This is a genomic window from Streptomyces sp. NPDC021019 (genome assembly GCF_044333295.1).
Classification (GTDB): domain Bacteria; phylum Actinomycetota; class Actinomycetes; order Streptomycetales; family Streptomycetaceae; genus Streptomyces.
Map to the genome: position 1 here is coordinate 400,982 of NZ_JBIRQR010000002.1, position 26,671 is coordinate 427,652.

A 26,671-nucleotide genomic window follows, 5' to 3' on the forward strand; every position below is an offset into this window, starting at 1 on the left:
CTTGTCTGTTCCTTTTCATGCTCGCACACCGGACCACCCGGGGGATGCGTCACATCGACGCTATCGGCATCGTCAAAGTGACACGAAGCGGCTATGATAGATAGCGTCAAATAGACGAAAAGGCGAGTTCGCCGAAGCTCTTCGCGGACGTTCGCGGAGTGACCTTGAGTTCGCAGACTAGAAAGGGTGCGTGACGTGACCACGGCCCAGCCCCTGGACGTACAGCCGACACCGCTCGCGCTGCTGCTGCTCGGCCGCGAGGCCGACCCGAGGAGCGAGCGCGGCGTCGAATGCCCCGGCGACCTGCCCTCCCCGTCCGACCCTGACCTGGTGGAGCGCGCCCGCGCCGCGAAGGAGAAGCTCGGGGACAAGGTGTTCGTCCTCGGCCACCACTACCAGCGCGACGAGGTCATCCAGTTCGCGGACGTCACCGGCGACTCGTTCAAGCTGGCCCGCGACGCGGCCGCCCGCCCGGAGGCCGAGTACATCGTCTTCTGCGGCGTCCACTTCATGGCGGAGTCCGCGGACATCCTGACCACGGACGCCCAGGCTGTCGTGCTGCCCGACCTGGCGGCCGGCTGCTCGATGGCCGACATGGCCACCGCCGAGCAGGTCGCCGAGTGCTGGGACGTGCTCACGGAGGCCGGGGTCGCCGATCAGGTGGTGCCCGTCTCGTACATGAACTCCTCCGCCGACATCAAGGCCTTCACCGGCAAGCACGGCGGCACGATCTGTACGTCGTCGAACGCGAAGCGGGCCCTGGAGTGGGCCTTCGAGCAGGGCGAGAAGATCCTCTTCCTCCCCGACCAGCACCTGGGCCGCAACACGGCCGTGCGGGACATGGGGCTGAGCCTGGAGGACTGCGTCCTCTACAACCCGCACAAGCCGAACGGCGGCCTCACCGCCGAGCAGCTGCGCGACGCCAAGATGATCCTGTGGCGCGGGCACTGCTCGGTCCACGGCCGCTTCTCGGTCGAGTCGGTGGAGGACGTCCGGGCCCGGATGCCCGGGGTGAACGTGCTGGTGCACCCGGAGTGCAAGCACGAGGTCGTCGCCGCCGCGGACTACGTGGGCTCGACGGAGTACATCATCAAGGCCCTGGAGGCGGCCCCGGCCGGCTCGAAGTGGGCCATCGGCACGGAGCTGAACCTGGTCCGCCGGCTGGCGAACCGTTTCGCCGCGGAGGGCAAGGAGATCGCCTTCCTCGACAAGACGGTCTGCTTCTGCTCGACGATGAACCGCATCGACCTGCCGCACCTGGTCTGGACCCTGGAGTCGCTGGCCGAGGGCAAGCTGGTCAACCGGATCGAGGTCGACCCGGAGACGGAGAAGTACGCGAAGCTCGCGCTGGAGCGGATGCTGGCGCTGCCGTAGAGCCGCACAGGTCCCCGAGAACCGAGAAGCCCCGGTATGCCGCAGGTCGGCGTGCCGGGGCTTTCCCGTACGCGAGGATGTACCGGCGTAACGGCCTACCGTGCACCGCGCACCGCGCACCGCGCACCGCGCACCGGCAGGAACGTTCCGGTCGGGTCGGTTCTCCCATACGACGACCGATGACACCACCGCGTAACTACGCTGCTACTCACCGCAGCGCTTCTTCGCGCGCGGAGCCGGTGGGGCCCGATGAGGCCGATCGGCACGAACGGCGAGATCGATGGGGCGGGTATGGGTTACGAGGACCGTGGGACGGGCGTCGGCGACGAGCCGGTGGGAGCGGGCGCGGGGCACGAGGTCCGGCAGAACGACGCCGCCTCCGACGTGTCGGCGCGTGCGGAGCTGGCGCGTGCCCGGGAGGAGGTGAGCGGTCGGCGGGCCGCCGCCGAGGAGGACCCCGCCACCGGCCTGCCCGCGCTGGCCGGGGCCCTGCACCGGCTGTCGGACCTGCTCGCCGCCGCCGGGGACCGCACCGGCGCCCTGCCCCCGGCGAAGGAGGCCGCGCGGATCTACGCCGAACTCGGCATGAAGCGCCCCGGCGACTTCCAGGCGGAGCTGGCCCTGGCCATGGGCGCCCTGGGTGACCGGGTCGCCGACACCGGGGACCGGGCGTCCGCCGTGCCGTTCGCGAAGCAGTCCGTGCGGCTCCAGCGCGAGCTGGTCGAGGAGGAGCAGCCGGGCGCGTCCGTCCCGGCGCTCGCCGCGTACCTCCTGAACTACGCCGCACGTCTGGCGGGCACCGGGGAGGCCGTGGAGGCCGTGCCCCACGCCGAGGAGGCGGTCGGCCTCCTCCGGGGCCTTGCCGAGGAGGATCCGGAGGCCTTCCTCCCCCGGCTCGCCGCGGCGCTCCACGCCCTCGGCAACCACCGCGCGGCCGTGAGCGACGTCTCCGGGGCGGTCGAGGCGGCTCAGGAGGCGTGCGGCCGCTTCCGCGCGCTCGCCGCGCGGCGACCGGACGTCTACCGCCCGGAGTTGGCCGCGGCGCTCGACGGCCTGGCCGGTCACCTCAACAGGGCCGGTGACACAGGGGCGGGCCTCCGGGCGGCGGAGGAAGCCGTCGCGCTCTGCCGCGAGCAGGCCGCCCGTCACCCCGCCGCCCACCGCCCCGGCCTCGCCGCCGCGCTGCGCACCCTCGCCCGGAGCCTGGCCGGCACCGGCGACCCGCAGGAGGCCCTGCCCCCGGCGCGGGAGGCCGTCGACCTCCTGCGCGAACAGGGGGACGCCGCCCTGGCCGAGCTGGCCGACTCCCTCCAGGTGCTCGGCACGTACGTGGAGCTGAACGGGGACGCCGAGGGGGCGGTGGAGGCGCTCTGGGAGGCGGTGGCCCTCCACCGGTCGCTGGCGCTGGAGGCTCCCGGCGCCCCCGACACCTCCCTGGTCTCCGCCCTCGACGACCTGACCCGGGCGCTCGCCCGTACCGGCGAGCACGCGGCGGCGATCGAGGAGTTCGACGAGACCCTCAAGGAGTTCGCCGGGGCCGCGCCGGCGACCGCCCGGCGTCTGGCCGTGGAGCGGAGCGCCTTCCTGCTGCGCTGCCCGGACCCGTGGCCCACCACCGGGGTGAGCGAGCTGGTGAACTGGCTCGACGAGGACGCGGAGAGCACCGTCGGCGCGGACACCGTGACCGTACGGGCCCGGCAGGCGCTGCGCTCGTACGGTGACATCGCGGCGGTGCACACGGCCTGGGAGGACGAGACCTTCACGCCCGTGCCGGACTGGCTCGCCCTGTCGCCGGGGACGCTGGACCTCGTCAGCGCCTGGATGTTCGCGCCCAACTGGCCCCGCTCACGCGACTTCTGGTCCGAGCACGCCGAGGTCCTCGGCGGCGAGGAGGCGGCGACGGCCCTGGACGAGCTGGCCGTCCTGGACCCGCACGGTGCGCGGCGGCACGCCCTGCTCCGTGAGGCCGTCCTCGCCCACGGGGTGACCGCCGCCTACGATCCGCTGATCCTCCAGGAGCAGTTGGCCCAGTGGCTGGAGTGTGCGGACTGGACGGAGTCGCGGGCCTACCTGGAGGAGCACCCGCGCCTGCTGACCGTCCAGCCGCCCGACGACACCCCGTTGGCCCACGTCGCGATGCTCGACATCGGCCGCGCCGACGGCCTGGACGCCGCCTACCGCCTCGTCGAGGACCGCGAGGCCCTCCAGGCGTACGTGGACCGGGCGTTGGAGGCCGGGGACGGCGTCGCGCTGATGCACGGCGGGGGCATCGAGGGCCAGGTCTTCGGCGACCGGCTCTCCTCGCTCGCCCACGCACAGGTGGCCCTGGTCCTCGCGGGGGCCACCGAGGGCTTCGAGCCGGACGACCTGTCCGCGCTCCTGCACAAGGCCTCCGAGGAGACCCGGGCCCGGCTGGTGCGGGAGACGGCGGCCCTCAGCGCCCGGCTCCCCGACCAGCGGGTGAAGTCGTGGCACCGGATCATTCAGGCGCTGGGCGGGGAGGCCTGAGGGTCACGCGCACCCCGCCGACTGACGGGCGTCAGTCGGCGCTCTCCAGCCGCCCGCCCCGGCTCGCCGCGATCCGCAGGGTGTCTCCCAGCGACTCGGCGAGCCGGGCGCCCGCGAACCGCAGCTCCCGTTCCCCCACCGCCGACTCCGCCAGCAACTCCCGCGCCTCGGAGAGCACTTCCTCGGCCGAGGCGATCATGGCGGCCTCCAGTTCGTCCGCCATCCGGGAGACGCGACTGCCCGGGTCCGTCGTGCTGAGCCAGCACGGCCCCCCGAAGTCGTTGGTCCACTGGAGCAGTCGCAGGGCCCGGCCCTTGCCGTCGAACATCATCTCGGTCGCTACCTCCGGAGAAGGCCCTCTGGTGCACGGCACGAAAGGGCGATTACGGTGTGTGCCGCAATCGTCGCCCTGAGGAACCTGACCTCAACAGAGCGAAGCTGTCCCGGCCTTGGGAACGGGACACACGAAAGGCACGCACCGTGACGTTCAAGCCCCAGCCCCTCACGCCCTATGTGTCCGCCCGCCACTACTTCGGCTCCGAGCAGCGCCGCCACCGCGAGCGGGCGGGCCTGTCCCTCGTCCAGCTCGCGGGCATCGTGAACTCCAGCAAGAGCACGCTGGGCCGCATCGAGACGGCGGAGTTGATGCCGCCGCCGGACATCCCGAGCCGCCTGGACATCGCCTTCGGGACGGACAAGCACTTCCACGGGCTCTACGAGCTGGCCCGGCGGGAGATCCACCCGGACCAGTACCAGCGGTACATGGACTTCGAGTTCCGGGCGGAGGTGATAGAGCAGTACGGGGCGCAGGCGTTGCCAGGGTTGTTGCAGACGGAGGAGTACGCGCGGGGCCTGCTCCGCTGCCAGGAGGAGTTGAGCCCCGAACAGGTCGAGGACCGTGTCACCGCGCGGATGTCCCGGCAGGCGCGGCTGCGTTCGGACAATCCACCGCTCCGTTGGGCGATCATCGACGAGGCGGTGCTGCGGCGGCAGGTCGGCAGCCCTGAGTGCATGCGCGAGCAACTGGCTTCGCTGCTGGAGCAGGTGGACACGCCGAGCAGTAAAGTGCAGGTGATGCCGTTCAGTGCGGGGCCGCACTCGTTGCTGGGTGGCGCGCTCACTCTGCTGACTCTGCCGGATGGCACTTCGGTGGCGTACGAGGAAGGCATCCAGGCCGGTCATCTCTACGAAGACCCGGTCGCGGTGAAGAAGTGGCGGCGGCAGTACGACGTGCTGCGGGCCAACTCCCTCACGCTGGGCGAGTCGGCGGATCGAATCCGTACCGCGATGGAGGGCTACCGACCATGACCCACTCCCCCGAGCTGAGCACCGCCACCTGGCGCAGCAGCAGCTACAGCAACACGAACGGGGGCGAATGCGTCGAGATCAGCGACGACTTCCCCGGGATCGTCCCCGTACGCGACAGCAAGAACCCCACCGGACCCGCACTCGTCCTCCAGGCCACCGCCTGGGACGCGTTCATCTCCTCGGTCAAGTAGGCGGGAAACGCGGAAGGGGCCTGTCCCACGCACCCGCGTGGGACAGGCCCCTTCCGTCGTGTCAGGCCTTCGCGGACTCGGCCTCGCGGGCCTCCTCCGGCTCGGCACGGTCCGGTACGCCCGTCTTCGCGGCGCGCTTGGCCGCCTTCTTCTTGGCGCGGCGCTCCTTGCGGAGCTCGACCATCGCGTACAGCGTCGGCACCAGCAGCAGGGTCAGCAGCGTGGAGCTGATCAGGCCGCCGATCACCACGACGCCCAGCGGCTGCGAGATGAAGCCGCCCTCGCCGGTGACGCCGAGCGCCATCGGGAGCAGGGCGAAGATGGTCGCGAGTGCCGTCATCAGGATCGGGCGGAAGCGGTGGCGGCCGCCCTCGATGACGGCTTCCACGATGCCGAGGCCCTGGGCGCGGTACTGGTTGATCAGGTCGATCAGCACGATCGCGTTGGTGACCACGATGCCGATGAGCATCAGCATGCCGATCATCGCGGGGACGCCCAGCGGGGTGCCCGTGATGAGCAGGAGGGCCAGCGCGCCGGTCGCCGCGAACGGGACGGAGACCAGCAGGATCAGCGGCTGGACGAGCGACCGGAAGGTCGCTACCAGCAGCATGAAGACGATCGCGATGGCCGCCAGCATGGCGAGGCCGAGCTGCGCGAAGGCTTCGTTCTGGTCCTCGGTGACGCCGCCGATGGTGGCGGTGGCGCCCTCCGGGAGGTCCAGGGCGTCGATCTTCTTGGCGAGATCGGTGCTGACCGCGCCGGTGTTGTCGCCGACGGGCTTGGCGGTGATCGTCGCCGAGCGCTGTCCGTCGATCCGGGTCATCGAGACCGGGCCGGGGACGACCTCCACGTCGGCGATGTCGCCGAGCTTGACCGGGCCGAGCGGCAGGGCCTTCAGCTCGGCCATGGTGGCGGCCGGGGTGGAGGACCGGATGACGACGTCGCGCTCGGTGTCGTCCAGCGTCGCGGTGCCGGCCGGCGTGCCGCGTACGGCTCCGGCGACGATGCCGCCCAGCGTGGCGGAGTCGAATCCGGCGGCGGCCGCCTTGTCGTTGGCGGTGACCGAGATGCGCGGGACGCTCTGCGCCAGGTCGCTCTGGACGTCGGTGACGTCCTTGATGGTGTCGACCTCGGCGCGGACCGCCTCGGCGGCCTTCTTCAGGACGTCGCCGTCGGCGGCCTTGACCACGACGCTCAGGTCCTGGGAGCCGAAGCCGTCGCCCGCGGCGATGGTGGTGTCGCCGATGCCGTCGAGCTTGCCGAGGGCCTCGTCGATGCGGTCCTGGGCGTTCTCGTAGTCCGCGGCGTCCTTCAGGGTGACCTGGTAGGAGGCCTGGTTGGCGCCCGTGCCGCCGCCGAAGGCGGCCATGAAGCCGGAGGAGCCGACGGTGACCTGGTAGTCCTTGACGCCCTTGTCCTGCTCGATGACCTTCTCGACCTTGCGGGCCGCCTCGTCGGCGGCTTCCAGGCTGGTGCCGGGCGTCAGCTCCTGCTTGACGGTCAGGACCTCCTGCTCGCCGGCGTCGAAGAAGTTCGTCTTCAGCAGCGGGACCATGCCGAAGGTGCCGAGGAGCACGGCGACGGCGATGACGAGGCTGGTGACCCGGCGGCGGGTCGCGAAGCGCAGGACCGGGACGTAGATCCGCTGGAGCTTGCTGGCCGCCTCCTTCTCCTCCGCGAGGCGGCGGGCCTCCGCCGCGTCCTCGGGGGTGCCCTTGGGCGCGCGCAGGAACCAGTACGACAGCACCGGGACGACGGTGAGCGAGACCAGCAGAGAGGCCAGCAGCGCCGCGGTGATGGTCAGCGAGAACGAGCCGAAGAGCTGGCCGACCATGCCGCCGACCAGCCCGATGGGCAGGAAGACCGCGACGGTGGTGAGCGTGGCGGAGGTGACCGCTCCGGCGACCTCCTTGACTGCGGTGATGATCGCCGCGTGGCGCTCCTCGCCGTAGCCGAGGTGACGCTTGATGTTCTCCAGGACCACGATCGAGTCGTCGACGACCCGGCCGATGGCGATGGTGAGCGCGCCGAGCGTGAGCATGTTGAGCGACAGGTCGCGGGTCCAGAGCACGATCAGCGCGAGGACGATCGAGAGCGGGATGGAGACCGCGGTGACCAGCGTCGAGCGGATCGAGGCGAGGAAGACCAGGATCACGACGACGGCGAAGACCAGGCCGAGCGCGCCCTCCGTGGTCAGGCCCGAGATCGACTTGGAGACGGCGGGGCCCTGGTCGGAGACGACCGTCACCTCCGCGCCCTCGCCGAGGTCCTTGCGGAGGTCGGGCAGCTTGTCCTTGACGGCGTCCGAGATGGTGACGGCGCTGCCGTCCTTGTCCATCGTCGCCATCACGGCGAGGCTCGGCTTGCCGTTGGTGCGGGTGATGGAGACCGCCGTGGACGGCTCCTGCTTCACCTCGGCGACGTCGCCGAGGCGCACCGGCTTTCCGGGCGCGCCGCCCGCCGGGTCCTTGGCGACGACCTGGAGGTCCTCGATCTGCTGCAGCGAGGTGTAGGAGCCGCCGACCTGGATGGTGCGGCTCTTGCCGGACTCGGAGAAGGAGCCGGCCGGGACCGTGGCGCCGCCCGCCTGGAGGGCCTGGGCGAGCGTGCCCGCGTCCAGGCCGGCCGCGGCGAGCTTCTTGTCGTCGGGGACGACGGAGACCTGGAGGTCCCGCACACCGTCCACCGCGACCTGGCCGACGCCCTCGATGTCCTCCAGGGCCGGGACGACCGTGCGGTCGAGCTGGTCGGCCAGGACCTGCTGGTCCTTGTCGGAGGTGACGGCGAGGACCACGGTCGGGATGTCGTCCGTGGAACCGGCGATGACCTGCGGGTCGACGCCGTCGGGAAGCTGGGCGCGGGCCCGGTTGACCGCCTGCTGGATGTCCGCGACGAGCTGCTTGGTGCCCTCGTCGCCGAAGTCGAAGGTCGCCATGATGAGGGCGTTGCCCTCACTGGCGGTGGAGGTGATGCCCTCGACGCCGTCGACGGCCTTGAGGGAGTTCTCCAGCGGCTCGACGACCTGCTTCTCGACCACATCGGGAGACGCACCCTGGTAGGGCGCCAGTACCGAGACCATCGGCAGTTCGATGGTGGGCAGCAGCTGCTGCTTGAGCTGCGGGATCGCTATCGCGCCGAAGACCAGCGCGACGATCGAGATCAGCCCGATCAGGGCCCTTTGCGCGAGGCTGAATCTGGACAGCCAGGACATGGGTGGGTCTCTCTTCTGTGGCGTAAGCGGCAGAGGGCGGGGAGGGGGAAACGTCAGGGACCTGCACCTCCAGCCCAGTACTACGATCTCCGCTCCGCGCCGCCGAAACGTCGCCCCCCCGGGCTGCTTTCTTGTGCCGCGCATACCGCAGGTGGAGTACACCGCAGTACGCCGAAACCGCACCCGGTCACTCCGCCCGGGGACGCACCAGACCCGATTCGTAGGCGATTACCACCAATTGGGCCCGGTCCCGGGCTCCCAGCTTCGCCATCGCCCGGTTCACATGGGTCTTGACGGTGAGCGGGCTGACCGCGAGCCGCTCGGCGATCCGGTCGTTGGAGTGGCCGCCCGCGACCTGCACCAGCACCTCGCGTTCGCGGCCGGTGAGCGCCGCCAGCCGCTCCGCGTACTCCGCGCTGTCCGGCCCCTCCTCCGAGCTGCCGCCCTGGGCCAGGAACGTGGTGATGAGCCCCTTTGTCGCGGCGGGCGAGAGCAGCGCCTCGCCGGCCGCGGCGATCCGGATGGCGTTGAGGAGCTCCTCCGGCTCCGCGCCCTTCCCGAGGAAGCCGGAGGCTCCGGCGCGCAGCGACTGGACCACGTACTCGTCGACCTCGAAGGTGGTGAGCATGACCACCCGCACCGCGGACAGCTCCGGGTCGGCGCTGATCATGCGGGTGGCGGCGAGTCCGTCGGTGCCCGGCATCCGGATGTCCATGAGCACCACGTCGGCGCCCGTGGCGCGGGCCAGCTCGACGGCCTGGGCCCCGTCAGCGGCCTCGCCGACCACTTCCATGTCCGGCTCGGAGTCCACCAGAACCCGGAACGCGCTGCGCAGCAGCGTCTGGTCGTCGGCGAGCAGCACCTTGATGGGAGCCTGCTGCGGCACGGTCGCCGGTGCCGGTGCGGGTGCTGGTGCGGGTGCCGGTGTCCGTGTCGGTGCCGGAGTCGGTGCCGGTATCGGTGCCGGTGTCGGCTGGGTCATCGGCAGAGCCTCGTTCCGCCCGCTGTGCCCGGCCGCTCCGGTTCACCCTTGCGGGCCTCGACGGGAAGGATCGCATGGACCCGGAATCCGCCACCGTACCGAGGGCCCGCGGTGAGGGCCCCGCCGAGTGCGGTGACGCGTTCGCGCATGCCGACCAGGCCGTGACCGCCGCTGTCCAGGTCGTCGCCGGCTCCGGCGCCGGGCCGTCGGGCGGCGCACCCCCGGCCGTTGTCGAGCACGGTGACCTCAGCGGTTGCGCCCACCCGTACGACGCTCACCTCGGCCCTGGCCCCGGCGCCCGCGTGCTTGCGGACGTTGGTCAGGGCCTCCTGGATGACCCGGTAGGCGGCCAGGTCGACGGCGGCGGGCAGCCGGTTCCCGTGGTCGGAGCCGGCCACCTCGACGGGGAGCCCGGCGTTGCGGAAGGTGTCGACCAGCTCACCGAGGACGGCGAGCCCGGGGGCCGGTTCGGTGGGCGCCTCGGGGTCGCCCTGCTGACGCAGGAGGCCGACGGTGACCCGGAGTTCGTTGAGCGCGGAGCGGCTGGCGTCGCGGACGTGGGCGAGCGCTTCCTTGGCCTGGTCCGGGCGCTTGTCCATGACGTGGGCGGCGACCCCGGCCTGGACGTTGACCAGGGCGATGTGGTGGGCGACGACGTCGTGGAGGTCCCGCGCGATCCGCAGCCGCTCCTCGGCGACCCGGCGGCGGGCCTCCTCCTCACGGGTGCGCTCGGCCCGCTCGGCGCGTTCCCGGATGGCGTCGACGAACGCGCGTCTGCTCCGTACGGCGTCCCCGGCGGCCCCGGCCATCCCGATCCAGGCGAACACGCCGAGGTTCTCCTGGCTGTACCAGGGCGTCGAGCCGAAGACCATGGAGGCCGCCGTGAGCGCCCCCATGGTCAGCAGCCCGACCCGCCAGGTGGTGGGGCGGTCGGTGTGCGAGGCGACGGTGTAGAGGGCGATGACCGTGCTCATGACGACCGGGGCGGGCGGGTCCACCAGGATGTACTCGGCGGCCGAGAGGATCCCGGCGGCGGCGAGCACCGCCATCGGCCGCCGTCGCCGCAGGACCAGGGCCACGGCGGCGAGGACCATCAGGAGCACGCTGAACGGCTCGGGCGTGCGGGTGCCGAAGGTCGGCCCGTGTCCGGCGCCCGGGTCCGCGAACGAACCGGCGATCATCGCGACGAGGGAGCCGAGGGCGAGGGTCGCGTCGAAGGCGAGGGGATGGTCCCGGAGCCAGCGGCGGGCGCGCGCGAAGCCGGACGAGAGGGTGGTCACGTCCAGCTACGGTACGCGGCCCCGCTCGGCGACGGGAGCCTCTCCCGGGAGGGGCCCGGAGCACCGCCGCCCCGCGTCCGGCGGACCGGGCACGGGGCAGGGGTGCGGGGTGCTGGTGCGGCGATCCGCGGGCCCGCCGGGGCCGGCCCGTGGATTCAGTTGGGGATGAGCCCTCCGTCGCTGAGCATGGCGGTGACGTCTTCGAGGGTGGCGTCGGGCGCCGGCAGGATCAGCTCGGACGGCTCCAGGGAGTCGTCCGGCAGCGGAGTGCCGAGCTCGCGCACCTTGTCCAGGAGCGCGTGGAGGGTCGTGCGAAAGCCGGGGCCGTCGCCGCTCTCCATCTCCTTGAGCAGGACGTCGTCGAGCTCGTTGAGTTCGACGAGGTGACTGTCGGCCAGTTCGACCTGGCCCTCCCCCATGATCCGTACGATCATGACGCTGCCTTACTGCTTGTCGAACTTGTGCGGGGACGACTGCTGCGACTGCGCACTGTCCTGTGCGCCGCCCTCGATGGCCTGCTGCGAGGACGAGGAGCCACCGGCCAGCTCGGCCTTCATGCGCTGCAGCTCCAGCTCCACGTCGGTGCCGCCGGAGATCCGGTCCAGCTCGGCGGCGATGTCGTCCTTCGCCGTGCCGGTCGGGTCGTCCAGGGCGCCGGAGGCGAGCAGCTCGTCGATGGCGCCGGCCCGCGCCTGGAGCTGCTGCGTCTTGTCCTCGGCCCGCTGGATCGCGAGGCCCACGTCGCCCATCTCCTCGGAGATGCCGGAGAAGGCCTCGCCGATCCGGGTCTGGGCCTGGGCCGCCGTGTAGGTGGCCTTGATGGTCTCCTTCTTCGTGCGGAAGGCGTCGACCTTGGCCTGGAGGCGCTGGGCCGCGAGGGTGAGCTTCTCCTCCTCGCCCTGCAGCGTGGTGTGCTGCGTCTCCAGGTCGGTGACCTGCTGCTGGAGGGCGGCGCGCCGGGACAGCGCTTCGCGCGCCAGGTCTTCGCGGCCCAGCGCCAGCGCCTTGCGGCCCTGGTCCTCCAGCTTGGACGACTGGCCCTGCAGCTGGTTCAGCTGCAGCTCCAGGCGCTTGCGGGACGTCGCCACGTCGGCCACGCCGCGGCGCACCTTCTGAAGCAGCTCCAGCTGCTTCTGGTACGAGTAGTCGAGGGTCTCGCGCGGATCCTCGGCCCGGTCAAGGGCCTTGTTTGCCTTCGCGCGGAAGAGCATCCCCATACGCTTCATGACACCGCTCATGGGCTTCGCGCGCCCCCTTCTGACGGACTGGACTCCAGCACTCCCGATAGAACCCACAGTACGGGCCCTGTCTCTATTACCGCACTGTTCGGACGTCGATGTGCTCCTCCCCAAGGACGACTGCGCCCCGTGAACACTCCCGCCCAGGGTGTAGGTGAGGCCCTGGAACATTCTGGTGACGGGCGCGGGAACGGGCGGTTGACACCCGTATCGCCCCGTCGGGACACCTGGGGGGACGCCGTCCGTTGCCGGATCGTTCCCGCCCGGGTCTCCGGGCCCGCGCGCCGACCCCGTACCCTTGGGTTTTGTGTTCCGTAGCCGTGCCAAGACAGAGAAGGCCCCCACCGACAAGGTGACGGCGGACCTCTCCCAGCAGCCCCGCGACCCGCAGGCTCCCAAGGGTCGCCCCACCCCCAAGCGCAGCGAGGCCCAGACGCAGCGCCGTCGTGCCGCGTCGAGTGCGCCGACCGATCGCAAGGCGGCCATGAAGCGCCAGCGCGAAGCGCGGCGCACCGACCTGGCCCGGCAGCGCGAGGCGCTCGCCTCGGGCGACGAGCGCTACCTCCCGGTCCGCGACAAGGGCCCGGTCAGGCGCTTCGTCCGCGATTACGTGGACTCGCGCTTCTGCATCGCCGAGTGGTTCCTGCCGCTCGCCGTGATCATCCTGATCCTCAGCGTGATCCAGGTGCAGAACATCCAGAGCATCTCGTTGCTGCTCTGGCTCGGCGTGATCATCCTGATCGTGATCGACTCGATCGGTCTGTCGATGCGCCTGAAGAAGCAGTTGCGCGAGCGCTTCCCGGACACGCCCAAGCGCGGAGCCGTGGCGTACGGCCTGATGCGCACGCTCCAGATGCGCCGACTGCGGCTTCCGAAGCCGCAGGTCAAGCGCGGAGAGCGGCCCTGAGTACGGAAGCCTCCGGCTTCACCGGGGTCTCCTCGGCGTGGCTGGCAGGTCTCGGGGGCGTACGCGACCGGGTCCGCCAGGAGCTCGTCGCGCGGCAGCTGGACGAGCAGATAGCCGGACGGTTCCGGGTGGGGCAGCGGCTGCGTGTGCTGGACGTCGGCATGGGCCAGGGCACCCAGGCCCTGCGCCTGGCACGGGCCGGTCACTCGGTGACCGGCCTGGAGTCGGACGCCGGAATGCTGACGGCGGCCCGTGAGTCCCTGGCGACCGAGCCGGACGGCATCCGGGAGCGGGTCAGGCTCATCGAGGGCGACGGCCGGGACACCGGTGTGCACTTCCTGCCCGGCAGCTTCGACGTGGTGCTGTGCCACGGCGTCCTGATGTACGTCGAAGAGCCGGACCCGATGCTGGCCGGGCTCGCCCGGATGCTGGCCCCCGGCGGACTGCTCTCCCTGCTCGTACGGAACGCGGACGCGCTCGCGATGCGCCCGGGGCTCGCCGGAGACTTCGGCGCGGCCCTGACCGCCTTCGACACCGCCACATACACCAACCGCCTCGGCCTCACCGTGCGGGCCGACCGGCTCGACGCGCTGCGGTCCACGCTCGCGGGGATCGCCGCCCCGCTGCACGCCTGGTACGGGGTGCGGGTCTTCACGGACAACGTGGCGGACGGGACGGAGCTGCCGGCCGAGGAGCTGGAGCGGGCCCTGGCCCTGGAGGACCGGGCCGGGCGCACCGACCCCTACCGGGGGGTGGCGGCGCTGCTGCACCTGTGCGGCGTGCGCGGCTAGAACAGGCGTGACGGGGGCGGCCCGTTCGGCCCATCAGCACGGGCACCCGAACGGGGCGGGCCCCAGACTCCGGATATGGACGTATCCCCCTCCCGCAGCCGGGCGCGCGGGCTGCTGCTTCCCCTGTCCGCGGCCGTCTGCGCCATCGCCCTGGCGGGCGGCTGCTCCGGTACGAGTCCGGCGGCTCCCGCCCCCGAAGCCAGTGCGTCCGGTACGGCGCAGGGTGCGGTGAAGCGCGCCCCCGACGACCTGGAGAACGCCTACCAGGACGTCATCAACGACGTACTGCCGTCGGTAGTGCAGATCGACGCCTCGGAAGGCCTCGGTTCCGGGGTCGTCTACGACGACAAGGGGCACATCGTCACCAACGCCCATGTGGTCGGTGACGAGGAGAAGTTCAAGGTCAGCGTCGCCACCGGGGAGGCGGTGCTGAGCGCTTCGCTGGTCTCCTCCTACCCGGAGCAGGACCTGGCCGTGATCAAGCTCGACGAGGTGCCGGACGGGCTGAAGCCCGCGAAGTTCGGCGACGCGGAGAAGGTCGGGGTGGGACAGATCGTGCTGGCGATGGGCTCGCCGCTCGGCCTCTCCAGCAGCGTCACCCAGGGCATCGTCTCGGCGCTCGGCCGGACCGTGAGCGAGAGCCGGGCGGGCGGCGGCACGGGCGCGACGATCGCCAACATGGTGCAGACGTCCGCGGCGATCAACCCGGGCAACAGCGGCGGGGCGCTCGTCGACCTCGACAGCCAGGTGATCGGCATTCCGACCCTCGCGGCGACCGACCCGCGGATGGGCGACAGCGCGGCGCCGGGCATCGGCTTCGCGATCCCCGTCTCGATGGTGAGGACCGTCGCCGACCAGATCATCAAGGACGGCAAGGTCACCGATTCGGGCCGGGCCGCGCTGAACATCACGGGCCGCACGGTCGTCGACGACAGCTACCGCCCCGCCGGGGTGGCGCTGGTCAGCGTGGAGCGGGGCGGCGCGGCGGACGACGCGGGGCTGAGGCCCGGGGACACCATCACGAAGATCGAGGACAGCGAGGTCACCACGATCACCTCGCTCTCCGAGGCGCTGGCGGGTGACGAGCCCGGCCAGAAGGTGACCGTGACGTACACGCGCGACGGCGACAGCCGGACGGCGGAGGTCACGCTCGGGGAGATCTGAGCCCCCTCCGACCGGGGAAAGGGCGGTACGGGCCTCCCGTACCGCCCTTTCGTGTCGGCCGAACCTCAGGTGCTGTCCGCCTCCAGGCTCATCGGGCCGTAGATCTTGGTGGTGTCCTCGAAGAGCGTCACCTGAGCGGCGCCGCCCTCCAGGAGCTCCTTCCAGAACTCACCGATCCAGGACTCCGCGTCACCCTGGGTGGTGAACTCCTCCGGCTGCAACGCCGGCTCCGTCTCCGTACCGTCGGACTTCTCGAACCGCCACGTCCACGCCATGCCAGCCTCCTGGGTCACGTTGCTTCCCGAAGCGTAGCCGGACGCGCACCTCACGCGGGGACACGGGAGGATCAAGGTGTGGAACTGACTCTGCTCGGCACCGGAGCCCCCGACGGGCTGCCCCGCCCCTCCTGTCCCTGCGCGGCCTGCGCCTCGGCCCGCGGCCCGTGGGCGCGGGCCGCGACGGCGCTGCTGGTCGACGACGCGCTGCTGCTGGACCTCACCCCCGGGGCGGTGTTCGCCGCCGCCCGTGCGGGGCGTTCACTGGGCGCGGTCCGGCAGGTGCTGCTGACGCACCCGCACGACGGGCCCGCCGTCGAGCTGCCCGCCCTGCTGCCGCCGGCCGGTCGGGTGCCGGACGGCCAGGTCCTGACGCTCATCAGCGGGCACCGGGTGCGGGCGACGGCGATGGACGCCCCGGGGACCGGTTACGAGGTGACCGCCCCGGAGGGCGAGCGGCTGCTGTACCTGCCGCCGGGGGCCGCCCCCTCCGGCCTGCCCGAGCGGCTGGACCGGCCCCTGGACATGGTCGTCCTGGATGTGATCGGGCGGCCCGACGCGGTGGCCCGGCTGCGGGCGGCCGGCGCGGTCGGGCCGGCCACCGAGGTGATCGCGGTCCACCTGGACCACGACGCCCCGCCGGGCCCGGCGCTGGACCGGCGGCTGGCGGCGGCCGGTGCGCGGGCGGTGCCGGACGGGACGACGCTGGTGGTGGGCGAGTACCACGCGGTGCCGGACGTGCCGCGCCGGGTGCTGGTGACGGGGGGCGCGCGGTCGGGGAAGTCGCTGGAGGCTGAGCAGCGCCTGGAGACGTTCCCGGAGGTGGTGTACGTGGCGACCGGCGGCCGCCGCGACGGGGACCCCGAGTGGGCGGCCCGGATCGGACTGCACCGGGAGCGCAGGCCCGGCGCCTGGCGGACCGAGGAGACCTGCGAGGTCGCGGAGCTGCTGCGGGCGGACGGGCCACCGCTGCTGATCGACTGCCTGTCGCTGTGGCTGACCGACGCGATGGACCGGGTGGGGGCCTGGGAGGACGAGCGGTGGCACGGGGGCGGCGAGGCGGCGTTGCGGGAGCGGGTCGTGGAGCTGGTCGCCGCGGTGCGCGGGGCCCGCCGGCCCGTGGTGCTGGTGACCAACGAGGTGGGGTCCGGGGTGGTGCCGGCGACGTCGGCGGGGCGGCGGTTCCGGGACGAGCTGGGGCGGCTGAACGCGGCGGTGGCGGCCGAGTGCGAGCAGGTGCTGCTGGTGGTGGCGGGGCAGGCGCTGGTGCTGCGGGGGTGATGCCGCTGCCGGGGGCCGCCGTGTCCCCCAGACGTCGCACCCTCTCGCGGTCACGGCACGGTTGTCGGCGTGGGCCGACCGGTACTGTTCCGGCTGGGGCGGACACGCCCTGGGGGCCCGCCGCCGGGTTCCCGGACCGGACCCGACGTGACGACCCGCGAGGCAGACCTCCGTGAACCTGGACGACTTCTCCGACCTGATCCAACGCCCCGACGGGGGTGTGCGGCGCGATGCCGAGGAGCGGCGCGAGCGACTGACCGTGCCCCCGGGGGCGCTCGGACGGCTCGACGAGCTGGGCGAGTGGCTCAGCGCCGCGCAGCAGTCCGTGCCGGTCAGGGCCGTCGAGCAACCACGTCTGGTGCTCTTCGCCGGTGACCACGGGGTGGCGGAACTGGGCGTCTCCGGCCGGCCCGCGGGAAGCGCGCACGAGCTGGTGCGCTCCGCCCTCGACGGGGCGAGCCCGGTCTCGGTGCTGGCGCGGCGCTTCTCGGTGCCGATGCGGATCGTGGACGTCTCCCTGGACTGCGATCCGGAGCTGCTGCCCGAGTCCGTGGTGCGGCACCGGGTGCGGCGCGGTTCGGGGCGGATCGACGTCGAGGACGCGATCAGCGCGGAGGAGGCCGCGCAGGCGGTCCGCCTGGGCATGGCGATCGCCGACGAGGAGGCGGACTCCGGCACCGATCTGGTGGTGCTCGGCGACCTCAGCGTGGGCGGGACCACGGCCGCGGCCACCCTCGTCGCGGCGCTCTGCGGAACGGACGCCTCCGTGGTGACCGGTCGCGGCGGTGCGGGCATCGACGACCTGGCGTGGATGCGCAAGTGCGCGGCGATCCGGGACGCGCTGCGCCGGGCCCGGCCGGTGCTCGGCGACCAGCTGGAGCTGCTGGCGACGTCGGGCGGGGCGGATCTGGCGGCGATGACGGGCTTCCTGTTGCAGAGCGCGGTGCGCCGGATGCCGGTGATCCTGGACGGGGTCGTCTCGGCTGCCTGCGCGCTGGTGGCGCAGCGGGCGGCGTTCCGGGCGCCGGACTGGTGGCTGGCCGGTCAGGTCAGCGGGGAGCCCGCGCAGACGAAGGCGCTGGACCGGATGGCGCTGACCCCGCTGCTGGACCACGGCGTGACGGTGGGCGAGGGCAGCGGTGCGCTGCTGGCCCTGCCGCTGGTGCGGGCGGCCGCGGCGCTGGCCGCCGAACTGCCGGAGCGGGAACCGGGGAAGACCGTGGAGGCGAAGGACTCGGAGGGCGCGGAAGCGCCGGAGTCGGGGCCGGAGGCGGCTGCCCTCGACGGCGTCTGAGGCTCCGGCTCCCCACCGCGCGGACGGGGAACCGAAGGCGGCTGCCCTCGACGGGGTCCGAGGCTCCCGGCTCCCCACCACGCGGACGAGATCGGCATCACTCGGGCGGCGCTCAACCGCGCCGTCTCCCGGTCCGTCTTCGAGGGGGATCGCGGCTCGGCGCGCTCTCTCGCCGTTGCCGCGTACCGTCCGTCCGACCGACCGGGGACCCCTTCCATGCTGTTGTTCGAGAAGAGCGGATGAGCCGTCTCCCCGCCCTGCGCCGGGCGGCGGTACGGGAGTGGGGCCCGCTGTTCACGGCCGTACGGCGGGGGCTCGCCGGACGCGGTGCGCGGGCGCTCGCGCTGACGACGGTCGCGGTGGCGCTGACCGCGTCCGTGCAGGTGGCGCAGGTCCAGGCCTGGGGCTACGGGCCGGTGCAGAGCCTCGGAGCCGTACGGGCCGAGGACCCGCTCTGGCTCGCCCTGGCGCGTACGCCGCTGTCCCTGTTCGTACCCGCGCTCGATCTGCCGGTGTGGGGTGCGCTGGCCCAGATCCTGCTGGTGTTCGGCGTCGCGGAGCTGTGCCTGGGGCGCCGGCACACGCTCGCGGTGGCGTATCTGGCGACGCTGGCGGGGACGCTGTACGCGCGGATCGGCATCGCGCTCGGTCCGGAGACGTTCCTCGGGCTGCCCGCCTCCGACGCGCAGGTGGTGGACACCGGCCCTTCGGCGGCCGTCGTGGGGCTCGCGGTCTACGTCTGCCATCGGCATCGCGCCTGGTTGACCGGGGCGCTGGTGGTCCTCGCGATGGTCGTGGAGGTCCTGGTCAAGGACAACCTGGCGGGCCGTGAGCATCTGGCCGCCATCGCCGTCGTCCTGGTGGTGTGTGGCGTACGGGAGTGGCACGGGCGGCGGCGCGTTCAGGATCCGGGCGCGGTCGGCGGCGGGACGCGGTCCGGGGCGCCGCCGATGAGGTCCTGGAACTTCCGGCGCGGCCCGGCCCAGCGCGCGTCGTGGTGGTAGGCCCGCAGCAGAGCCCGGGAGCGGGCCCGGTGACGGTGGCGGTAGAAGCGCCTGGCCCAGGGTGAGGTGGGGCGGGCCAGCCGGATCGCGCCGACCAGGGCGACGAACGGGACGAGGGTGCCGAGCACCGCCATCCGCGCCTTGCCCTTGAACAGGGCGGTCAGGACGAAGCAGAAGTTGATCACGTAGGTCGTGATGAGGCCGAGCCGCCCCTGCTGCTCCTCGTCGGTGACGTCGTCGACGCCGAGCGGCGAGAAGCCCGCCAGGACCAGCGCCACCAGCGAGACGGTCAGCACGACCACCTCCACGCTCCGGCGGCCCTCCTCGGTCCAGTACACGTCGTCCAGATGCAGGATCAGGGCGAACTCGTCCAGCACCAGACCGGCCCCCACCCCGAAGACCACCGCGCAGATCCCCGCGGCCACACCGTGCCGCCCGCCGGCCACCGCGCCGAACCCGCCGATCACCGTCAGCACGACCCCGGGCACCACATGGTGGATGTGCACCCCGCCCGGGGTGATGTCGCGGAACGGGCCCTTCCCGGCGCGGATCATGCGGGTGACGGTGCGGGTGATCGCGAAGGTCAGGACGAAGGCGGCCAGCGCGAGGAGCAGCGGCGTCTTGCCCGGCTCCGCGATGTTGTCGTGCCACCAGTGACCCATGCCACCCACTCCCGTTACGTCAGGTTTCGCGGCGATTGGCGCGTTTCGCCCAATCTATCGGCGGGGCCCAGCGGCTAGCCTGCGCGCGGTGACCTCCCTGAACAGCCACGGCATACGTTTCGCCTTCGGCACCCTGACCGTGCTGCCCGTCCGCGTGACCCGCTGGGACCGCGCGACCGCCCGCTCCGGCATGCTCTGCGCTCCGCTCGCCGGACTCGTGGTGGGGCTGCTCGCCGGGACCCTCGGCTCGCTGTCCCTGCTGGCCGGCTCGGGGCCTCTGCTCGCGGCGGTCGCCTCCGTCGCGGTGCCCGCCGCCCTCACCCGGGGGTTGCACCTGGACGGCCTGGCGGACACGGCGGACGGCCTCGGCAGCGGGAAGCCGGCGGAGGACGCGCTGCGGATCATGAAGCAGTCCGACATTGGGCCGTTCGGTGTCATCACGCTGCTCCTGGTCCTGCTGGCCCAGGTCGCGGTCCTCTTCGAGCTGTACGGGGAGGGTTGGGCGCACGGGGCTCTCGGGGCCGTCGTCGCGGGCGTCGCCGCCCGTCTCGCGCTGACCCTGGCGTCCCGTCAGGGCGTCCCGGCGGCCCGGCCGGAGGGGCTCGGCGCGGTGGTGGCGTCCACGGTCCCGGGCGGGCGGGCGCTGCTCGCGGCGGTGGTGACGGTGGCGCTGTGCGCGGCGGCGGGGGCGCCGCTGGGCCCGTACGGGGCGCTGCGCCACGCGCTCGCGGTGCTCGTCGCGCTCGCCGCCGCCGAACTGCTGCTGCGGCACTGCGTGCGGCGGTTCGGCGGGGTCACCGGGGACGTCTTCGGGGGCGTCGGGGAGACGGCGGCGACGGCGGCCCTGGTGGCGCTGGCGCTCGGGACCTGACGGCGGGGCGCACCGGCCGCCGTGCTTCCCGAGAGACGTTCCGGACCGCCGCAACGGTCGGAGCAGGTCCCGGGAAGCCCCGCCGCCGTCCCGGAGCAGGAACCGCGCGCGTAGGCTCATTCCCGGCACATCGTCGGGGCGTCTACGATGCGCCGGGCACGGTCGGCCCACCCCTCGACCGAACTCGAACTCAACGGAAGCGAGATTTCACCACCGTGACTGCTCTCACTCTCAGCACTGCCGGTGCGGCGACGCTGCGCGCCGACGCACTCGTCGTCGGCGTCGCCAAGGGCGCTGGGTCCAAGTCGGGCCTGGTCCTCGCGCCCGGCGCCGAGGCCGTGGACAAGGCGTTCGACGGAAAGCTCGCCGCCGTCCTCGCGACCCTGGGCGCCACCGGTGCCGAGGGCGAAGTGACCAAGCTGCCCGCCGCGTCCGGCCTCAAGGCCCCGGTCGTCGTCGCGGTCGGTCTCGGTCCGGTCCCGGACAAGGAGGACGCCTACGACGCCGAGGCGCTGCGCCGCGCGGCGGGCACCGCGGCGCGTGCGCTGCACGGCTCCAAGAAGGCCGGCTTCGCGCTGCCCGCCGCCTCCGTCGAGGACGCCGCCGCCGTCGCCGAGGGCGCGCTCCTGGGCGCGTACGCCTTCACCGCCTACCAGGGCGGCGAGAACAAGCTCGCTCCCAAGGACGCGAAGTCCAAGGACAGTGGCCCGAAACTGCCGCTCGCCGAGGTGGCCCTGCTCGGCGCCAAGCCGCGCGACAAGGCCTACAAGGCCGCCGTCGAGCGCTCGCTGGCGCTGGTCGAGGAGATCAACCGCGCCCGCGACCTGATCAACACCCCGCCGAACGACCTGTACCCGGAGTCCTTCGCCGCCGTGGCCACCGCCGCGGGCAAGGAGCACGGCGTCAAGGTCACGGTCCTCGACGAGAAGGCCCTGGTCAAGGGCGGCTTCGGCGGCATCCTCGGCGTCGGCCAGGGCGCCGAGCGCGGCCCGCGCCTGGTGAAGCTCGCCTACACGCACCCCAAGGCGGAGAAGACCCTGGCCCTGGTGGGCAAGGGCATCACCTACGACTCGGGCGGCATCTCGCTCAAGCCGGCGGGTCACAACGAGACGATGAAGTGCGACATGGCCGGCGCCGCCGCCGTGTTCGCCGCCGTCGTCACCGCCGCCCGTCTGGGTCTCAAGGTCAACGTCACCGGCTGGCTGGCACTGGCCGAGAACATGCCCTCCGGCAACGCCACCCGCCCCGGTGACGTGCTCCGCATGTACAGCGGCAAGACCGTCGAGGTCCTCAACACCGACGCCGAGGGCCGGCTCGTCCTGGCCGACGCGCTGACCCGCGCCTCGGAGGAGAAGCCGGACGCGATCGTCGACGTGGCGACCCTGACCGGCGCGATGGTGCTGGCGCTCGGCAACCGCACCTTCGGCGTGATGGCCAACGACGACGCCTTCCGCACCTCGATCCACGAGATCGCCGAGGAGGTCGGCGAGCCGTCCTGGCCGATGCCGCTCCCCGCAGACCTGCGCAAGGGCATGGACTCCCCCACCGCCGACATCGCCAACATGGGCGAGCGGATGGGCGGCGGCCTGGTGGCCGGCCTCTTCCTGAAGGAGTTCGTGGGCGAGGGCATCGCCTGGGCGCACCTGGACATCGCGGGCCCGGCCTTCCACGAGGGCGCGCCGTACGGCTACACGCCCAAGGGCGGCACCGGCTCCGCGGTCCGCACCCTGGTGCGGCTCGCCGAGCGCACCGCCGCGGGCGACCTCGGCTGAGTTCCCGCCTTCCGTCACGTACGGCCCCGGGCATAGGTCCGGGGCCGTACGTGTTCTCGGAGCGTAAGCGGCAAGGATGAGCGGAACAGGCGGGATGGGCGACGAAGGGCGAGCGGGTTTCGCTCTCGACGAACACCGGCCGAAACCGTAGGTATCTACGCAGCAGTAACCCTCCGGGACGGACGATCATCCGTCCCGGACCCGGGCCCCGCGTCCCGCCCACCGTCGACAAGTGCGAAGATGGGTTCTCGGCAGGACAGGGCCCCCACCACAGGGCCGAAGACAAAAGCGGCCGCACACCAGCCGACCGGCCGGTCACACCCCAGCCATGGGGCCCGGCGTACGGCGCACATGCATGGAGGACGTGACGTGGCGAACGACGCCAGCACCGTTTTCGACCTAGTGATCCTCGGCGGTGGCAGTGGCGGTTACGCCGCGGCCCTGCGCGGAGCGCAGCTGGGCCTGGACGTCGCCCTGATCGAGAAGGGCAAGGTCGGCGGCACCTGCCTGCACAACGGCTGCATTCCCACGAAGGCACTGCTGCACGCGGGCGAGATCGCGGACCAGGCCCGCGAGTCGGCCCAGTTCGGCGTGAAGGCGACCTTCGAGGGCATCGACATGGAGGCCGTCAACAAGTACAAGGACGAGGTGATCTCGGGCCTGTACAAGGGTCTCCAGGGACTCATCGCCTCGCGCAAGGTCCACTACATCGAGGGTGAGGGCAAGCTCTCCTCCCCCACTTCCGTGGACGTGAACGGCCAGCGTGTCCAGGGCCGCCACGTGCTGCTGGCGACCGGCTCCGTGCCGAAGTCGCTGCCCGGCCTGGAGATCGACGGCAACCGGATCATCTCCTCGGACCACGCGCTGAAGATGGACCGCGTCCCGAAGTCCGCGATCGTGCTGGGCGGCGGCGTCATCGGCGTCGAGTTCGCCTCGGCGTGGAAGTCCTTCGGCACCGAGATCACCGTCGTCGAGGGCCTCAAGCACCTCGTCCCGGTCGAGGACGAGAACAGCTCCAAGCTTCTTGAGCGCGCGTTCCGCAAGCGCGGCATCAAGTTCAACCTCGGCACCTTCTTCGACAAGGCCGAGTACACCGAGGACGGCGTCCGCGTGACGCTCGCCGACGGCAAGACCTTCGAGGCGGAGCTGCTGCTCGTCGCCATCGGCCGCGGCCCGGTCTCGCAGGGCCTGGGCTACGAGGAGCAGGGCGTCGCGATGGACCGCGGCTATGTCCTGGTCGACGAGTACATGCAGACCAACGTCCCGACGATCTCGGCCGTGGGCGACCTCGTCCCGACCCTCCAGCTCGCCCACGTCGGCTTCGCCGAGGGCATTCTGGTGGCGGAGCGTCTCGCCGGTCTGAAGACCGTTCCGATCGACTACGACGGCGTGCCCAAGGTGACGTACTGCCACCCCGAGGTCGCCTCCGTCGGCATCACCGAGGCCAAGGCCAAGGAGATCTACGGCGCGGACAAGGTCGTCGCCCTCAAGTACAACCTCGCGGGCAACGGCAAGAGCAAGATCCTGAAGACCGCGGGCGAGATCAAGCTCGTCCAGGTCAAGGACGGTGCCGTGGTCGGCGTCCACATGGTGGGCGACCGCATGGGCGAGCAGGTCGGCGAAGCCCAGCTGATCTACAACTGGGAGGCGCTGCCCTCCGAGGTCGCCCAGCTCATCCACGCACACCCGACGCAGAACGAGGCGATGGGCGAGGCTCACCTGGCGCTGGCCGGCAAGCCTCTCCACGCCCACGACTGATCCCCCGGTCCCGGGCGCGACGACCGACCACTTCCGCATTTTCGTAAGGAGCAACTGAAACCATGTCGGTTTCCGTAACCCTGCCGGCGCTCGGCGAGAGCGTCACCGAGGGCACTGTCACCCGCTGGCTGAAGGCCGAGGGCGAGCGCGTCGAGGCCGACGAGCCGTTGCTCGAGGTCTCGACCGACAAGGTCGACACCGAGATCCCGGCCCCCGCGTCCGGTGTTCTGGCCTCCATCAAGGTCGCCGAGGACGAGACCGTCGAGGTCGGCGCCGAGCTGGCCGTCATCGACGACGGCTCGGGCGCTCCGGCCGAGGCCGAGGCCCCGGCTGCCGAGGCCCCGGCCGCCGAGCCCGCCTCCACCCCGGCCCCGCAGGCCGAGGAGGCGCCCACCGCCCCGTCGACCGAGACCGAGGCTCCGGCCCAGGCCCCGACCGCCGAGGCGACCACCGGCGCTTCCTCCGCCGGGGGCACCGACGTCACCCTCCCGGCGCTCGGCGAGAGCGTCACCGAGGGCACCGTCACCCGCTGGCTCAAGGAGGTCGGCGAGGAGGTGGCCGAGGACGAGCCGCTGCTGGAGGTCTCCACGGACAAGGTCGACACCGAGATCCCCGCCCCGGTCGCCGGTGTGCTGCTGGAGATCGTGGTCGGCGAGGACGAGACCGCCGAGGTCGGCGCGAAGCTCGCCGTCATCGGCGCTCCGGGCGCGGCTCCGGCCGCCGCTCCGGCGCAGCCCGCCGCCCCGGCCCAGGAGGCCCCGAAGGCCGAGGAGCCGAAGCAGGAGGCCCCCGCGGCTCCCGCCCCGGCCCCCGCCGCTCCGGCCGCCCCCCCGGCTCCGGCTCCGGCCGCTCCGGCCCAGGCCCCGGCGGCTCCCGCCGCCCCGGCTCCGGCGCAGCCCGCCCCCGCCGCCCCGGCGCCGGCCGCCCCGGCCGCGCCCTCCGGTGACGACGGCGCGTACGTCACGCCGCTGGTCCGCAAGCTCGCGTCCGAGAACAACGTGGACCTGAGCGCGGTCAAGGGCACCGGCGTCGGCGGCCGTATCCGCAAGCAGGACGTCGTCGCCGCCGCGGAGGCCGCCAAGGCCGCCGCAGCCGCTCCGGCCCCGGCAGCCGCTGCTCCGGCGGCCGCCAAGGCGCCGAAGCTGGAGGCGTCCCCGCTGCGCGGTCAGACGGTCAAGATGACCCGCATGCGCAAGGTCATCGGCGAGAACATGATGAAGGCGCTGCACTCGCAGGCCCAGCTGACCTCGGTCGTCGAGGTCGACATCACCAAGCTGATGAAGCTGCGCAACCAGGCGAAGGCCTCCTTCCTCGCCCGTGAGGGCGTCAAGCTGTCCCCGATGCCGTTCTTCGTGAAGGCGGCGGCCCAGGCGCTGAAGGCCCACCCGGTCGTCAACGCCCGGATCAACGAGGACGAGGGCACCATCACGTACTTCGACTCGGAGAACATCGGCATCGCCGTGGACGCCGAGAAGGGTCTGATGACCCCGGTCATCAAGGGTGCGGGCGACCTGAACATCGCCGGCATCGCCAAGAAGACCGCGGAGCTCGCGGGCAAGGCGCGCGGTGGCGGCCTGACGCCGGACGACATGTCCGGCGCCACCTTCACCATCACCAACACCGGTTCGCGCGGTGCGCTGTTCGACACCGTCATCGTGCCCCCGAACCAGGCGGCCATCCTGGGCATCGGCGCCACGGTCCGCCGTCCGGTGGTCATCGACCACCCGGACCTCGGTGAGACGATCGCGGTGCGCGACATGACGTACGTCGTGCTCTCCTACGACCACCGCCTGGTGGACGGCGCGGACGCCGCCCGCTACCTGACGTCGGTCAAGGCGATCCTCGAGGCGGGTGAGTTCGAGGTCGAGCTCGGCCTCTGAACACCCCGGCTGTAACCAGCCTCACCAGCGGCGCCCCCGTCCGGAACTCATCCGGGCGGGGGCGCCGCCGTATTGTCTAACCACCACAGAAGGCCTACGCCGCCGTGATGATGTAGGCAGCACCGGTCTGCCCTGAAGGAGCCCTCCATGACCCCGCCCGTCGTCCACTCGCTGCGCGAACAGATCCGCGAGCACATCGTGGAGGGGATCGTCAGCGGGCGCTGGAAGCCGGGTGAGCGGATCGTGGAGCGCCGCATCGCCACCGAGCTTGAAGTCAGCCAGACGCCCGTGCGCGAGGCGCTGCGCGAGCTGGAGACGCTGCGGCTGATCGAGTCGGCCCCCAACAAGGGCGTACGGGTCCGCAACCTCACCGCGTCCGATCTGGAGGAGAGCTACCCGGTCCGGGCCGGCCTGGAGCAGATCGCGGCGGAGCTGGCGGCCCCGCGGCTCGGCCGGGACTGCTCGGCGCTGGCCCCGCACGTGGCCGCGCTGTACGAGGCGGACCGGCTGGCCGACGGCGAGGCGCAGGTGCGGCACACGGTCGGTTTCCACCGGGAGATGGTGCGGGCGGCCGGGAACGCGGTGCTGCTGCACACGTGGGAGGGGCTGGGCATCGAGGTGTTCACCGCCCTGTCGATCCGCTGGCTGGGCACGGTCCAGAAGTCGTACGCGGAGGAGCACCAGGCGCTCATCGACGCGTTCCTCGCCGAGGACCCGGCGATCGGCGCCCTGGTGAAGGCGCACGTGCTGGGCTGCGCGCCCCGCGCCTGAGCGTCCGGCGCCTGCGAGCGGTTCCGGTGCCTGCGAGCTGTCGCGGTGGCCGTGCCTGACCACTTCTGCGAGGCTTCGATCATCTGGCGCGCGGTCTGCTCTTTCGTGCAGGTCAGTGCCCTATTTGCACGCTATTTCGCGTCACTCCG

General features: G+C 72.3%; 23 protein-coding genes. 15 read left to right on the forward strand and 8 right to left on the reverse strand.

The genetic code is table 11. From position 1 onward, the window contains the following. Positions 1 to 186 precede the first annotated feature (186 nt). Positions 187 to 1,374: a quinolinate synthase NadA gene (gene nadA / locus ACH4RG_RS12750; RefSeq protein ID WP_397916446.1), complete on the forward strand. Its 1,188-nt coding sequence runs from the start codon at positions 187 to 189 to the stop codon at positions 1,372 to 1,374. Positions 1,375 to 1,665: 291 nt separating this feature from the next. Continuing rightward, positions 1,666 to 3,882 (forward strand): tetratricopeptide repeat protein, encoded by a 2,217-nt coding sequence (locus ACH4RG_RS12755; protein WP_398539775.1) that lies wholly within the window; start codon positions 1,666 to 1,668, stop codon positions 3,880 to 3,882. Positions 3,883 to 3,913: 31 nt separating this feature from the next. Here the strand turns inward: ACH4RG_RS12755 and ACH4RG_RS12760 are convergent, their stop codons facing one another. After that, the gene (locus tag ACH4RG_RS12760; RefSeq protein WP_398539482.1) at positions 3,914 to 4,213 is read right to left on the reverse strand and encodes a hypothetical protein; all 300 of its coding nucleotides are present in this window, start codon (positions 4,211 to 4,213) and stop codon (positions 3,914 to 3,916) included. Between the two features lie 149 nt (positions 4,214 to 4,362). Here ACH4RG_RS12760 and ACH4RG_RS12765 point away from each other — a divergent pair, with 149 nt between their 5' ends. Both ACH4RG_RS12765 and ACH4RG_RS12770 read left to right on the forward strand, forming a co-directional pair. Further along, the gene (locus ACH4RG_RS12765; RefSeq protein ID WP_397916449.1) at positions 4,363 to 5,190 is read left to right on the forward strand and encodes a Scr1 family TA system antitoxin-like transcriptional regulator; all 828 of its coding nucleotides are present in this window, start codon (positions 4,363 to 4,365) and stop codon (positions 5,188 to 5,190) included. Further along, positions 5,187 to 5,381 (forward strand): DUF397 domain-containing protein, encoded by a 195-nt coding sequence (locus tag ACH4RG_RS12770; protein WP_397916450.1) that lies wholly within the window; start codon positions 5,187 to 5,189, stop codon positions 5,379 to 5,381. Before ACH4RG_RS12765 ends, ACH4RG_RS12770 begins: the two co-directional genes overlap by 4 nt. A 61-nt stretch (positions 5,382 to 5,442) precedes the next feature. Here the strand turns inward: ACH4RG_RS12770 and ACH4RG_RS12775 are convergent, their stop codons facing one another. The 5 genes from ACH4RG_RS12775 to ACH4RG_RS12795 form a co-directional block, all read right to left on the reverse strand. Continuing rightward, positions 5,443 to 8,592, reverse strand: coding sequence for an efflux RND transporter permease subunit (locus ACH4RG_RS12775; protein WP_398539483.1), 3,150 nt, complete (start codon positions 8,590 to 8,592; stop codon positions 5,443 to 5,445). Between the two features lie 187 nt (positions 8,593 to 8,779). Further along, positions 8,780 to 9,454 (reverse strand): response regulator, encoded by a 675-nt coding sequence (locus ACH4RG_RS12780; RefSeq protein WP_397917211.1) that lies wholly within the window; start codon positions 9,452 to 9,454, stop codon positions 8,780 to 8,782. Positions 9,455 to 9,570: 116 nt separating this feature from the next. Continuing rightward, entirely contained in the window at positions 9,571 to 10,854 is a 1,284-nt protein-coding gene (locus ACH4RG_RS12785) for a sensor histidine kinase (RefSeq protein WP_397930440.1), read from the reverse strand. A gap of 155 nt (positions 10,855 to 11,009) precedes the next feature. Then, positions 11,010 to 11,288, reverse strand: a complete 279-nt coding sequence (locus tag ACH4RG_RS12790) for a hypothetical protein (protein ID WP_397916453.1) — start codon at positions 11,286 to 11,288, stop codon at positions 11,010 to 11,012. Positions 11,289 to 11,297: 9 nt separating this feature from the next. Then, a complete protein-coding gene (locus ACH4RG_RS12795; RefSeq protein WP_397916454.1) occupies positions 11,298 to 12,080 on the reverse strand; it encodes a PspA/IM30 family protein in 783 nt (260 codons plus the stop codon). Between the two features lie 319 nt (positions 12,081 to 12,399). On the opposite strand from ACH4RG_RS12795, the gene ACH4RG_RS12800 reads away from it, so the two are divergent. The 3 genes from ACH4RG_RS12800 to ACH4RG_RS12810 all read left to right on the forward strand — a co-directional run bounded on the left by ACH4RG_RS12800 (position 12,400) and on the right by ACH4RG_RS12810 (position 14,954). After that, positions 12,400 to 12,999 (forward strand): DUF3043 domain-containing protein, encoded by a 600-nt coding sequence (locus ACH4RG_RS12800; RefSeq protein ID WP_007451204.1) that lies wholly within the window; start codon positions 12,400 to 12,402, stop codon positions 12,997 to 12,999. 98 nt (positions 13,000 to 13,097) lie between these two features. Then, positions 13,098 to 13,790 carry a class I SAM-dependent methyltransferase gene (locus ACH4RG_RS12805; RefSeq protein WP_397930547.1) on the forward strand — a complete coding sequence of 231 codons (693 nt, stop codon included), beginning with the start codon at positions 13,098 to 13,100 and terminating at the stop codon, positions 13,788 to 13,790. A 75-nt stretch (positions 13,791 to 13,865) separates the two neighbouring features. After that, complete coding sequence (locus ACH4RG_RS12810; RefSeq protein WP_397916455.1) at positions 13,866 to 14,954, forward strand: S1C family serine protease; 1,089 nt, start codon at positions 13,866 to 13,868, stop codon at positions 14,952 to 14,954. A gap of 65 nt (positions 14,955 to 15,019) precedes the next feature. Here ACH4RG_RS12810 and ACH4RG_RS12815 read toward each other — a convergent pair whose 3' ends face one another. Continuing rightward, on the reverse strand, positions 15,020 to 15,229 hold the full coding sequence (locus ACH4RG_RS12815) for a hypothetical protein (RefSeq protein WP_398160923.1): 210 nt from the start codon (positions 15,227 to 15,229) through the stop codon (positions 15,020 to 15,022). Positions 15,230 to 15,307: 78 nt separating this feature from the next. Here ACH4RG_RS12815 and ACH4RG_RS12820 point away from each other — a divergent pair, with 78 nt between their 5' ends. From ACH4RG_RS12820 to ACH4RG_RS12830, 3 genes are all read left to right on the forward strand, one after another. Continuing rightward, complete coding sequence (locus tag ACH4RG_RS12820; RefSeq protein WP_398160921.1) at positions 15,308 to 16,510, forward strand: bifunctional adenosylcobinamide kinase/adenosylcobinamide-phosphate guanylyltransferase; 1,203 nt, start codon at positions 15,308 to 15,310, stop codon at positions 16,508 to 16,510. Positions 16,511 to 16,682: 172 nt separating this feature from the next. After that, the gene (cobT, locus tag ACH4RG_RS12825) at positions 16,683 to 17,804 is read left to right on the forward strand and encodes a nicotinate-nucleotide--dimethylbenzimidazole phosphoribosyltransferase (RefSeq protein ID WP_397916457.1); all 1,122 of its coding nucleotides are present in this window, start codon (positions 16,683 to 16,685) and stop codon (positions 17,802 to 17,804) included. Between the two features lie 239 nt (positions 17,805 to 18,043). After that, positions 18,044 to 18,808 carry a hypothetical protein gene (locus tag ACH4RG_RS12830; protein WP_398160919.1) on the forward strand — a complete coding sequence of 255 codons (765 nt, stop codon included), beginning with the start codon at positions 18,044 to 18,046 and terminating at the stop codon, positions 18,806 to 18,808. On the opposite strand, the gene ACH4RG_RS12835 is transcribed toward ACH4RG_RS12830, so the two are convergent. Further along, positions 18,706 to 19,470 carry a hypothetical protein gene (locus tag ACH4RG_RS12835; protein ID WP_397916459.1) on the reverse strand — a complete coding sequence of 255 codons (765 nt, stop codon included), beginning with the start codon at positions 19,468 to 19,470 and terminating at the stop codon, positions 18,706 to 18,708. The two genes, ACH4RG_RS12830 and ACH4RG_RS12835, sit on opposite strands and share 103 nt — an antisense overlap. 88 nt (positions 19,471 to 19,558) lie before the next feature. On the opposite strand from ACH4RG_RS12835, the gene ACH4RG_RS12840 reads away from it, so the two are divergent. The 5 genes from ACH4RG_RS12840 (at position 19,559) to ACH4RG_RS12860 (ending at position 26,522) form a co-directional block, all read left to right on the forward strand. Beyond that, positions 19,559 to 20,341, forward strand: coding sequence for an adenosylcobinamide-GDP ribazoletransferase (locus tag ACH4RG_RS12840; RefSeq protein ID WP_397916460.1), 783 nt, complete (start codon positions 19,559 to 19,561; stop codon positions 20,339 to 20,341). A gap of 215 nt (positions 20,342 to 20,556) precedes the next feature. Further along, on the forward strand, positions 20,557 to 22,113 hold the full coding sequence (locus tag ACH4RG_RS12845; protein ID WP_397916461.1) for a leucyl aminopeptidase: 1,557 nt from the start codon (positions 20,557 to 20,559) through the stop codon (positions 22,111 to 22,113). A gap of 369 nt (positions 22,114 to 22,482) precedes the next feature. Then, positions 22,483 to 23,871: a dihydrolipoyl dehydrogenase gene (lpdA, locus tag ACH4RG_RS12850; RefSeq protein WP_397916462.1), complete on the forward strand. Its 1,389-nt coding sequence runs from the start codon at positions 22,483 to 22,485 to the stop codon at positions 23,869 to 23,871. Positions 23,872 to 23,933: 62 nt separating this feature from the next. After that, entirely contained in the window at positions 23,934 to 25,751 is a 1,818-nt protein-coding gene (gene sucB / locus ACH4RG_RS12855; protein WP_397916463.1) for a 2-oxoglutarate dehydrogenase, E2 component, dihydrolipoamide succinyltransferase, read from the forward strand. A gap of 147 nt (positions 25,752 to 25,898) precedes the next feature. After that, positions 25,899 to 26,522, forward strand: coding sequence for a GntR family transcriptional regulator (locus ACH4RG_RS12860; protein ID WP_397916464.1), 624 nt, complete (start codon positions 25,899 to 25,901; stop codon positions 26,520 to 26,522). The last annotated feature ends 149 nt before the right edge of the window (positions 26,523 to 26,671 follow it).